A 9,245-nucleotide genomic window follows, 5' to 3' on the forward strand; every position below is an offset into this window, starting at 1 on the left:
AGCCAATGCTGAATTTTTAATTAACATGAGGCCAAGAAAGGCGTTAAACTTTCTCAGTCCTTATGAGTTTTTAACAGGTAAACGTGTGTCGCTTATTGCTGAGATCTAGGGTCGATATTAATATTTTTTGTAGAGGTTTCTATTATTCGCTAATTACAATACTCTGGACACTTCTATGCGCGATAGCCCCGTAATCACTGAATTGCTCATATAAGGTGGCGACTTTTTCATTATTCCGGTCTAATCCTAACTCGTCAAAAAGTCTGTCCATGAGGTGTTGGTTGAATTTCCTTCGCTTCCAGCTCACAATCGAAATCACCGTTTTACCTTGGGTATTTTTAGTCTGCCTGTCTTCTATTTTTAGCAAATTAAGGGCAGTGAGTGACGCATTGACCTGCATATTAATGGCGTCTTTCCTGAGGGACTGGCTATGGGTTAGCCCTGTATGTTGCTTAGCATCACGAAATAAAAATTCAATCTGAAAACGGGCTTTATAGTAATGAATCAGTGTCATTGCATCTAAGTCGATATCGGTTGAATAAAGCAGGGCTTGCCCCATACGATTTCCTTTATTGAACTTGAGTTGTACCCGTTTTATGTTCCGTTTCAGGCTGGAGGAATAGATCACTGCATCGTAAACTTCAACGTTATTATCCTGTTTTCCATGAGGATCAAACCGAGCTAAATCGGTATCAATCTTCACCCTACCATCGAATTTTTTAGGACGACCTACGCCTGAATATTCACTGTCATAGAGCCACTGCAACCGAGCATTAATACGCAGTTTTCCAATCAGTTCAACCCCAGCATTGACACCAGCCTGAACAAACTTTACTTTGGTGTAATAGGTATCACAACTCAGATAGCGGACGCCAAATTGATGCAACTTTGACACTAAATCAACCAGATGTTCGGCATATAAATCAATCCGAGTCTTATTTTCTTCATCAATGGTTTGTCGCGAGTCCAATGCATAAGCCGTATTTGAGGCTAAATCGGTTATACTGATGGTCGAGATTTCAAGTCCCCGCTGCGCTTCACCCGCACTGCCATTATATAAAGTATCCCAACCCCTGAGTATGTTTCCCCGACTTACTGATAAAACTGGCATCAATCGCCGCAATACGTTCACTTTCTAATGGAAAAACCTCCAGCAGCAACTGGGTATTAAAATCGGCATAATCAAAGTGTTTCTTGGACCAGCGGTAGTATCGTTTTTGACTCAATTGACTGTAACGACTTATATTGGTGTAGGTTACTCGCCCCTGAAACATTATTAAGACAGAAAATAAATAGGTCATAAAGATGCGCTGAGGCTTGTTGATATTGGACATTGAGCTTAAAACCGTTTCTACTATACAACTCATGGGTAGCTTTTGCTTTGATGTCAGAAACCAGATTGTCACAGAACTTACCCATGAACTCTTCATCTATTCATCAATAGAAACTGTCCGAACTGTTGATACGAAATATGTTAAAAATAATGAAAGTCGTCTGTATGAAGGGGAGTTTCGATCACGCAATGATTGATAAACTCTCCTCGGTAATGTCGATGGGCATCCCATAATAAAAAAGATAAGCAATAGCAGTGGGGGGGAGCTTTGGGTTTGCCATTTTTAAGCCTGATGATTCGACTATTGATGTAAGTGCTTAATTAAAAGTTATCGTGTATTTTGATGGATAGTTGCTCATTATGTTTTTAAACTCTCTTTGAGTGTATCAAAAGTGATAAAATCATGGCAGGATAATCATTCATACTTGATCTTCTTCCACAGTATTTCAATCTCAGTGGTTCTGATTCCCCGCAGCTGGCTGCGTAAGTTTTAGTCTTTCAGTATCTAAATACCCCGCTTCGCGTAGCGAAGTTGAGCCAAAGGCGAGATAGCTTGCTGCGGGGATTTTTATTAAGATCATATTTATATGGTTGTCATAAGTGAGCCAAAAATATCACCAAGTCATATAATGCAGGTGATAAAAAGCATCTAAGATCGAGAGTTTTTCGAATGCTACCCAGATATCAAAAGGTGCTACTTTTGGGGCGGTAAGCTTTGGAGTCAAAGTTACTTTGTTGAAACAATTGGTAATGCAAATGAAGATACTATTCGCAAGTATGTTCAAAAGCAGTTGATCGAGTTAGATCGAAAAGAGAAAAATTCAGATCAGCTTGGGCTCTTCTAAACTCGGTCGCTTGCTGCCGAGTTTTTAATGCTGCCTTCACTAAATACACGCCATTTTCGACCTGATTGTTGATTAATACATCGGCTAAAGTGGCATGGTTGATCCGATCACATCTGTTTTTCGAGATCACTTAACATCCAAAGCACCAAACACTAAAAGTACTTAATACTCAAAGATAGGACAGGTTTATCTTTGAGTATTATTCATTTATGACAATGTATTTGCTAGATTTATTATTTTTTACCTACAAGGGGCCATGAGTGATTAAGTACATCATGTACCCATGTAATGATTATTGTGATAGCGGTTATCACAGGCGGCTAATATGTGGATAAGCCTTGATGAGGTGAAGCTTATTTCCCCTTGTGTGAGTGGATAGTGTAATAGACTGTGTGGATGGAGATTCACAATTCATTACAGATAACACTAGCAATACCACTTATAGTGGTATCTAAAACATTTTTTACTTGTTTTTCATTGTATCTTAAGTTTTTTATCATGACGTTCAACCGACCTCTAGAGGCTTCTCAACGTAGGCACTGAATTTTTGATAAGGGAAACAATGATGAGTAACGCCGTATTATTTAGTGAAACCCAACTGGGGCCGTATACCTTAAAAAACCGTATCGTATTGCCACCGTTGACGCGCTCGCGCAGTAGCCAACCGGGTAATATTGCCAATGACTTGATGGCCGATTACTACGATCAGCGAACTGGCGCAGGATTTATGGTAACAGAGGGGACACAGATAGAACCGCGTGGACAGGGTGACAGGGTTATGCATGGACACCGGGTATGCACTCACAAGAGCAAATTGAAGGCTGGAAGAAGGTGACGAAGGCGGTACACGCCAAAGGGAGTATCATCTTTGCGCAGCTTTGGCACGTAGGGCGTGTCTCCCACACGTCGCTTCAACCTGACAGTGATGCGCCAGTGGCCCCTTCAGCCATCCGCGCGGATACGGTTAAAGTGTTTATTGAAACCGGACCGGGCGAAGGTGAATTGGCTTTACCCAGTGAGCCCCGAGCATTAAGTACTGCTGAGGTGAAAGAGTTGGTACAGCTCTACGCTCAGGCGGCGAGAAATGCACTCGACGCTGGCTTTGATGGTGTCGAATTACATTGCGCCAACGGTTATCTGGTTAATCAGTTTATCTCCGAACACACTAATCATCGTGATGACGAATACGGTGGCAGTTTGATGAATCGACTGCGTTTTCTTAAAGAGATTGTTGCGGCGGTGTCTGAAGTGGTTGGCAGTGATCGCTTGGGGGTGCGTTTTGCTCCGCTGTTTGAGAGTACCGATGAAGAGCGTGTGTATTTGGGTCTGGTAGAGAGGGATCCTCACAGTACCTACATTGAAGCGATCAAGGTGTTGAATGAAGCGGGTATCACTTATTTGTCACTGGCAGAAGCTGACTGGGATCACGCCCCCGATTTACCGGAGGATTTCTATCAAGAGGTGCGTGCACTTTTCAATGGGAGAATTATGTATGCGGGTAGGTACTCCGTTGAGAAAGCGAGACGAGTATTAGAGCAAGGTCACGGTGACATTTTTGGTTTTGGTCGCCCCTTTATTGCTAATCCCGATCTGCCTGAACGAATTCGCAATGATTGGCCTCTGAACGTGATTGATTCGGCAACTTTGTACGGTGGTACCGATAAAGGCTATACCGATTACCTTGCTTATCAGCCTTGAATAAAAATGAACATGCAATTGGATTATGTTAATCCTACTGATATAAAAGATTTATATCATAGAATGTTTGTTTGAGTTTAGGAAGTTTGTTAATTGGCTTAGCATCGCTTGTTTTCGGTTGTCATTGGCAAAGCTGGCTTGAATAGCGTTGACAAGCATTTTATGAGCTTGTGTTTGGGTTAGATTTAAAGACTGGCTCAGGGCATAAAAGTTCTCGGTTAAATAGCCGCCAAAGTAAGCGGGATCGTCGGAGTTGACGGTCACACATACACCTTTTTCTAACAAATTGAGAATACAGTGTTTGGACATTTCAGGGAAAATGGCCAGTTTCACATTGGATAAAGGACACACTGTGAGCGGTAGTTGAGTGCCAACTAAATAGTCAATGAGTTTAGTATCGTCTATGGCAGTTACACCATGATCGATGCGTGATACTCCTAATGTATTAATTGCGGACCAAATATTGAGAGCTGGACCTTCTTCTCCAGCATGGGCAACGGTGAGTAAGCCTAAGGTTTTGGCTTGATTAAAAACACGGCTGAATTTTTCAGGTGGATGACCTTTTTCACTGCTGTCTAGGCCTACTGCGGTTAAACAGTCTAGAAAAGGTTTGGCTTGTTCTAAGGTATTAAAGGCGTCTATTTCACTTAAATGTCGAAGGAAGCACATGATTAAGTGACTTGTGATCCCATGCTTTTCTCTTGCATCTGTGAGCGCCGCGGATATACCTTCGATGACATCGCCAAAAGGTATTCCCCTTGCTGTGTGGGTTTGCGGATCGAAAAAAGGTTCGGCATGAACAATATTCTGCTGCTGGCATTTTTTTAGATAATGCCAAGTGAGATCATAAAAGTCTTGTTGGGTGATAAGTACCTGAGCACCTTGATAATAAATATCTAAAAAGTCTTGTAGTTGGTTAAATCGATAGGCTTCATATAATTGGCCGATGGTATTAAACGGTAATTGGATCCCATTTTTTCTGGCTAGCGATAGCATCAGCTCCGGCTCTAACATGCCTTCTAAATGGATATGAAGTTCGACTTTTGGGAGAGCGAGTAACCAAGGGTAGGTTGTGATAGCCATAGTCGATTATTTTCACCAGTTGTTTTAATAATATTAGATGAAAATGAAGAGAGTGACTGAATATGACTGACGGTTAAAGTCAGGATAAATTACTTTAATCGCCAGAATGGGTATTATTTAAGACTAGGCCTGAGTCTTTCGGGTAACATGAATTGTGTGCGCTGGTGGCTTATTGGGCAGATGAACTCGAAAAAACAGGAGGTGAGTTGCAGATCGATGCTATTGATGTCGGCATTGCCATGGAGCCTATCGCCGATCACAGGATGGCCGATACTGGCCATATGGACACGGATTTGGTGTTTTCGACCAGTTTCTATGGTGATTTTGACAAGTGATTGATCTGACTCTTGACAATACTCGAGTTGCTCAACATGAGAAATGGCGTTTTTATTGTCCACCGGGGTGTTAATAGTGAGTTGTTTTTCTGCTGTACTTGCATCCAATGACGGGCTGAAAAGCGGGCTTTTTTCGATGTCACCTTCAACAATAACATGGTAATACTTTTTGAGTGTGCGTAATGCAAATAATTTGGCGAGTGCAGCGGCCATTTTTTTACTGTGGGCGATAATGATAAGGCCCGTGGCAGCGCGGTCTAATCGATGGACGATGTACGCAGGGCGGCTAGGAGTCGTTTGGTTTTCAACAAAACGATTAATGGTGGTGTGATCGCTCCACTTCGAGCCTTGACAACGCATACCATAAGGTTTGTACCATAGGCTGTAATCACCTTCATCAAATAACAACTCGGCGGGGGGGACGATTTCATTGAGCACGTTTTCATTGTAATAGAGGTGCAGTGCATCCCCGACTAAGTATGATTTTTTAGCCCGTCTTAAGCGCTGAGTTTGTTTTCCTCGGGTTAACCATACGGCGCCTTTATGCATGCATTTTTTTAGTGCTTGTAGAGAAAGTCCCGAGGCGGCGGCAAGCATCTTTAGACCATCTTGTTGTTGGGCATCAATGTTGATGTGAATTTCTTGATTTGAAACGGACATAGATCACTTTTTTTGATAATGGTATTCATATTTAAGAGTGCTTTTTCAGCGATAGAATAGATTAAGTCGATTAATTTATTCCAATGAATATTTTACCTCAATTTACTGCAACATGGGTATAGTTATACTCAAGAGATTTTTATCCAAGCCTGTTGCATGTTATCGCTTTCGTTGGCTTGGCGAACCGTAACCTGTATGTGATAAGGATAAACCTGATGAACACAGTGTTAATGCAAAATGTGCAGCAATGGCTTGAACGGGATCTTGACGGCAAGACGAAACAAGAATTGCAGGGGTTGATCGATAAGGGAGATGAGGTGGAATTAATGGCCCGCTTTTCCAATCGATTGGCATTTGGCACCGCAGGCCTTAGAGGGATTGTGGGAGCGGGACCGATGCGAATGAATCGTTTGGTGGTGCAGCAAACTTCGGCAGGTCTGGGCAGGTATCTTAAACAGCAGGTTGAGGATGTTGAAAGCCGCGGGGTGGTTATTGGTTATGACGGTCGTCATGATTCGAAGCTGTTTGCCGAGGATGCCGCAGGCGTGTTGCTCGCCATGGGGATTAAGGTTTACTTAACTTATCAAACGGCGCCGACACCATTAGTGGCTTTTGGTGTGACGCATTTAAAGGCGGCGGCAGGTATTGTGGTAACTGCGAGTCATAATCCGCCTCAATATAATGGTTATAAGGTTTACTGGTCCAATGGCGCACAAATTATCGCGCCTCACGATGCGGGCATTGCCGAGTGTATTAATGAGGTCGCCGAGAACAAAATACCTGTGCAAGCGCTCGCTTTCGATGATAACACACTGGAAAATAACGGGCTGGAAAGTCATGGGCTAGTGATGCTAGAGGCTGATTTTTATCACGCTTATTGTATAGGCGTTCATCAAGCCCCCGAGCTCAATAATCATACCCAGCCTTCATTGGTGAGTTTAGCGTATACGGCGATGCACGGTGTGGGCGCTGGTTTTGCAGAAACCATACTCAAAGAGGCGGGTTTTGATGCAGTATACAGTGTTAAAGCACAACGTGAGGCGGATGGTGATTTTCCAACGGTTAACTTTCCTAATCCTGAAGAAAAAGGGGCAATGGATTTAGTGATTGCTGAGGCAAAAAAATATCAGGCAACGCTGGCTTGTGCCAACGATCCTGACGCGGATCGCTTTGCCGTGGCAGTGAGGCGTGACGATGGCGAATATCAAATGCTAACGGGCGATCAAGTGGGGGTGCTATTAGGGCATTATTTATTGAGTTTTTCTGCGCCAACGCAAAGGTTAACCTGTGCCAGTATCGTGTCATCGAGTTTACTGGCTAAAATTGCGGTTCACTTTAATGGGCAGTGTTGTATTACGCTAACGGGCTTTAAATGGTTGATGAATGTGGCGATGGCGGAGAGTCGGCCTGAGCGGCAGTTTTTATTTGCTTATGAGGAGGCGCTGGGATATTGCATCGGTGACTTAGTCAAAGATAAAGATGGGTTATCGGCGTTACTGGCTTTTGCGCAATTGACTGCTGAGCTGGCTAGTCAAGGACAAACGATTTGGGATCGTTTGCATCATATTTACCAAGAGTATGGTTTTCATTTAAATGAACAAGTCAGTATTGCATTGCAAGCCGACACACCGAATATTGGAGGTTTTTTGCGGGAAAATAGGCCCGAAAAAATTGCTCATTTAGCGGTGTTATCGATTGACGATTTTAGCATGGCAAGACGCTTTTATGCTGATGGGACTACCGAATTATTATCGCTTCCTTTAAGTGATGTGTTGATTTATCAACTCGAGAAGGGCGCTAGGGTTATTATTCGCCCATCTGGAACCGAGCCTAAACTTAAGTGTTATTATGAAGTGGTTGAAACCATGAAGGCGAGTGAATCACTTGAGCAGGCACAGACTCGCGCGCAACGCAGTATGGCGACCTTGATACATTCACACCAAATGTCATTACCGAGCTGAAGTCAGTATGGTCAGTGATATTAGCGTTGACTAATGAATTTATGTGATCGACTGTTCAAAGCCTTTTTTTTAATGTAGCTTCTGGCTTAGTCAATGATGGAAGAAGTACTCGCTAAAGTTTGTTATCTTCTTGATGGAACGAGTCGAACTTTTGGAACGATTCGACCACTCAGTGTGTAGAGATTTGCGGTAAGGTTAGTTTCCATTTACGAATATCATTCAACCACCAAAGATCAACAGACCGAGTTAAGGATAAGCTATGGATAACGCGTCAACTTTTTCTGCCAATAATGACAATATGCCCTTTTACGATACCCAAGGTATCGCCCTGTTTTATTTGCACGCCAATGGGGAACATTTTTATCATTATGATGGAACCCCACTTGCCTATCTTCATGAGGATGAGTTTGTGGTGTCTTATGCGGGCCAGTATTTAGGTTGGGTCTATAATGGCAGTATTATCGATTTCAGAGATGGGGCTTATGCTTTTTTTAGCCCGCTCAGCGAGGGCGGACCCGCACGCCCGACTAAACAATCTCGTCCTAGTCGTGCCTCAAGGTTAAGTCGCCCTTCTAAAGAGACTCGTGTTAATCGTCCTTCTAGACCCTCTAAAGTGATGCTTTGGAGTGACAATAGTGATATGAGCTTTTTTGCAGCCTAGCGCGTTGATTAACATCTAACAGATTGAAACTGAGTGGTTTTAAAGCTAACACATGACGCTGAGTATATTGACGTATTAGCGCATTAAAATCTTCGTGATGATTGTTTGCTTTATCTCTCGGTCTTATTCACCCGCCTTATAATAAGGCGGGTTGGGTGTACTTTTTATATTGCTGGTAAAGCGTTACGTAGCGTTTGTCGGTGGAAAATAAAAAGAAAATGAGAGTAATAATGATGTGAATAACCAAGGATTGATTAAAATAAGACAGCCGTAGAAAAATGAGAAATGGAGTGCGAAGAGTAAACTTTCTTTGAGTTTTTTCCGGCCTTGTAAGCCCATATAAATGCCCGATAACACCGATAATAAAATATTCCCCAGTAATAAATAGTGAGGAGGAAGACTCCCTGTACACGACAAAACGAAGAATAATGACCAAACAGAATTAAACTAACTTACTGATACATATGCTTAATTTGTTTATAGTATTTTTGCTAAAAAACAATTATAAAATGAAATTATGAAATCTATCAGCAAGTTGTCATCTATTTTAAATACTTCTTCCTGATTACCCATAAAGCTCAGCCATGCTTAAATACTTCTGTGGCATAGGAGCAGTTCGTAGTGCGACATACATAAATCGTGGCAACATGTCTTCAAGCGAGAACCTTC

The 9,245-nt window shown here is 42.5% G+C and carries 7 protein-coding genes and 4 pseudogenes; 5 read left to right on the forward strand and 6 right to left on the reverse strand.

Translation table 11 applies throughout. The annotated features are described in order from the left end of the window. A pseudogene (locus L2764_RS24065) lies at positions 1 to 109 on the forward strand (IS30-like element ISVsa7 family transposase); the annotation flags it as partial. Positions 110 to 142: 33 nt separating this feature from the next. Here L2764_RS24065 and L2764_RS24070 read toward each other — a convergent pair. After that, complete coding sequence (locus tag L2764_RS24070; RefSeq protein ID WP_248942910.1) at positions 143 to 1,111, reverse strand: transposase; 969 nt, start codon at positions 1,109 to 1,111, stop codon at positions 143 to 145. Next, on the reverse strand, positions 1,053 to 1,367 hold the full coding sequence (locus L2764_RS24075; protein ID WP_248942911.1) for a hypothetical protein: 315 nt from the start codon (positions 1,365 to 1,367) through the stop codon (positions 1,053 to 1,055). Before L2764_RS24075 ends, L2764_RS24070 begins: the two co-directional genes overlap by 59 nt. 649 nt (positions 1,368 to 2,016) lie before the next feature. Here L2764_RS24075 and L2764_RS28390 point away from each other — a divergent pair. Next, a pseudogene (locus L2764_RS28390) lies at positions 2,017 to 2,064 on the forward strand (hypothetical protein); the annotation flags it as partial. Between the two features lie 34 nt (positions 2,065 to 2,098). Here L2764_RS28390 and L2764_RS24080 read toward each other — a convergent pair. Further along, positions 2,099 to 2,308: a hypothetical protein gene (locus tag L2764_RS24080; RefSeq protein ID WP_248942912.1), complete on the reverse strand. Its 210-nt coding sequence runs from the start codon at positions 2,306 to 2,308 to the stop codon at positions 2,099 to 2,101. 432 nt (positions 2,309 to 2,740) lie between these two features. Here L2764_RS24080 and L2764_RS24085 point away from each other — a divergent pair. Beyond that, positions 2,741 to 3,876, forward strand: a pseudogene (locus L2764_RS24085) (alkene reductase). 51 nt (positions 3,877 to 3,927) lie between these two features. On the opposite strand, the gene L2764_RS24090 reads toward L2764_RS24085, so the two are convergent. Both L2764_RS24090 and L2764_RS24095 read right to left on the reverse strand, forming a co-directional pair. Then, positions 3,928 to 4,959, reverse strand: a complete 1,032-nt coding sequence (locus L2764_RS24090) for an adenosine deaminase (RefSeq protein ID WP_248942913.1) — start codon at positions 4,957 to 4,959, stop codon at positions 3,928 to 3,930. 113 nt (positions 4,960 to 5,072) lie between these two features. Next, positions 5,073 to 5,954, reverse strand: coding sequence for a pseudouridine synthase family protein (locus tag L2764_RS24095; RefSeq protein WP_248942914.1), 882 nt, complete (start codon positions 5,952 to 5,954; stop codon positions 5,073 to 5,075). A 215-nt stretch (positions 5,955 to 6,169) separates the two neighbouring features. Here L2764_RS24095 and L2764_RS24100 point away from each other — a divergent pair, with 215 nt between their 5' ends. Together L2764_RS24100 and L2764_RS24105 are read left to right on the forward strand one after the other, a co-directional pair. After that, positions 6,170 to 7,915 (forward strand): phospho-sugar mutase, encoded by a 1,746-nt coding sequence (locus tag L2764_RS24100; RefSeq protein WP_248942915.1) that lies wholly within the window; start codon positions 6,170 to 6,172, stop codon positions 7,913 to 7,915. Between the two features lie 259 nt (positions 7,916 to 8,174). Then, positions 8,175 to 8,576, forward strand: a complete 402-nt coding sequence (locus L2764_RS24105) for a 4-fold beta flower protein (protein ID WP_248942916.1) — start codon at positions 8,175 to 8,177, stop codon at positions 8,574 to 8,576. Between the two features lie 565 nt (positions 8,577 to 9,141). On the opposite strand, the pseudogene L2764_RS24110 reads toward L2764_RS24105, so the two are convergent. Next, a pseudogene (locus L2764_RS24110) lies at positions 9,142 to 9,245 on the reverse strand (IS1595 family transposase); the annotation flags it as partial.

The sequence above is a fragment of the Shewanella surugensis genome (assembly GCF_023284005.1).
In the GTDB taxonomy this organism is placed as follows: Bacteria; Pseudomonadota; Gammaproteobacteria; order Enterobacterales; family Shewanellaceae; genus Shewanella; species Shewanella surugensis.

Bases quoted from the DNA above. Each gene is read 5' to 3' on its own strand.
- L2764_RS24070 (WP_248942910.1), bottom strand. From the start codon at position 1,111: ATGCCAGTTTTATCAGTAAGTCGGGGAAACATACTCAGGGGTTGGGAT.
- L2764_RS24075 (WP_248942911.1), bottom strand. From the start codon at position 1,367: ATGAGTTGTATAGTAGAAACGGTTTTAAGCTCAATGTCCAATATCAAC.
- L2764_RS24090 (WP_248942913.1), bottom strand. From the start codon at position 4,959: ATGGCTATCACAACCTACCCTTGGTTACTCGCTCTCCCAAAAGTCGAA.
- L2764_RS24095 (WP_248942914.1), bottom strand. From the start codon at position 5,954: ATGTCCGTTTCAAATCAAGAAATTCACATCAACATTGATGCCCAACAA.
- L2764_RS24100 (WP_248942915.1), top strand. From the start codon at position 6,170: ATGAACACAGTGTTAATGCAAAATGTGCAGCAATGGCTTGAACGGGAT.
- L2764_RS24105 (WP_248942916.1), top strand. From the start codon at position 8,175: ATGGATAACGCGTCAACTTTTTCTGCCAATAATGACAATATGCCCTTT.